General features: G+C 41.0%; 1 protein-coding gene and 1 pseudogene. One reads left to right on the forward strand and one right to left on the reverse strand.

Annotated elements, in window-relative coordinates; translation table 11 throughout:
• Nucleotides 1-254 (reverse strand): annotated as a pseudogene (locus tag TY09_RS18765) (permease); the annotation flags it as partial.
• A 29-nt stretch (nt 255-283) separates the two neighbouring features.
• Between TY09_RS18765 and TY09_RS18120 the strand changes: the two are divergent.
• The gene (locus TY09_RS18120; RefSeq protein WP_230974965.1) at nt 284-442 is read left to right on the forward strand and encodes a helix-turn-helix domain-containing protein; all 159 of its coding nucleotides are present in this window, start codon (nt 284-286) and stop codon (nt 440-442) included.
• Nucleotides 443-517: the final 75 nt, after the last annotated feature.

The raw sequence follows: 517 nt of genomic DNA on the forward strand, positions 1-517 counted from the left end.
TATGCTTTGACAACAGCTTTTTTCCCTTGCATTATAAACAGTGTGGGATAGTTCTTTGCACAAAGGGTACAGCCCATACAGGCATCCTTGTTAATATGGAGGCCGGGCTTAGCCAGCATTTCTCCCGGTAGATCCTCATCCCGAATAATTTTTGCCGAAATCCATGAGAAGATGATTATGGCAAGTACAGTGAGCGCCCAACGAATGGCCATGAACTTGGGACCTAAAAACTTTGCTTCATTACCTTCTGGCACTTTCTACCCAGCAAAAATCGGAATCTGTTTTGCTACCTATCACAAAAAAGCAGCTTGCTGACTACTTCGGTGTACAACGCCCCTCACTTTTCAGGGAACTGAAACGAATGAAGGACGAAGGCTTAATTGAGATTGCAAACAAAAAAATATATATCAAATTTATCAGTGAGCCATGGTATTTTTCTTAAGAAGCTTTACCCTTATTTTAGATTATGAAATTAAGCCGTTGCATCTTTATCTTGATGCAACGGCTCCTGCTTTGT

It is taken from the genome of Faecalispora jeddahensis (genome assembly GCF_000577335.1).
In the GTDB taxonomy this organism is placed as follows: Bacteria; Bacillota; Clostridia; order Oscillospirales; family Acutalibacteraceae; genus Faecalispora; species Faecalispora jeddahensis.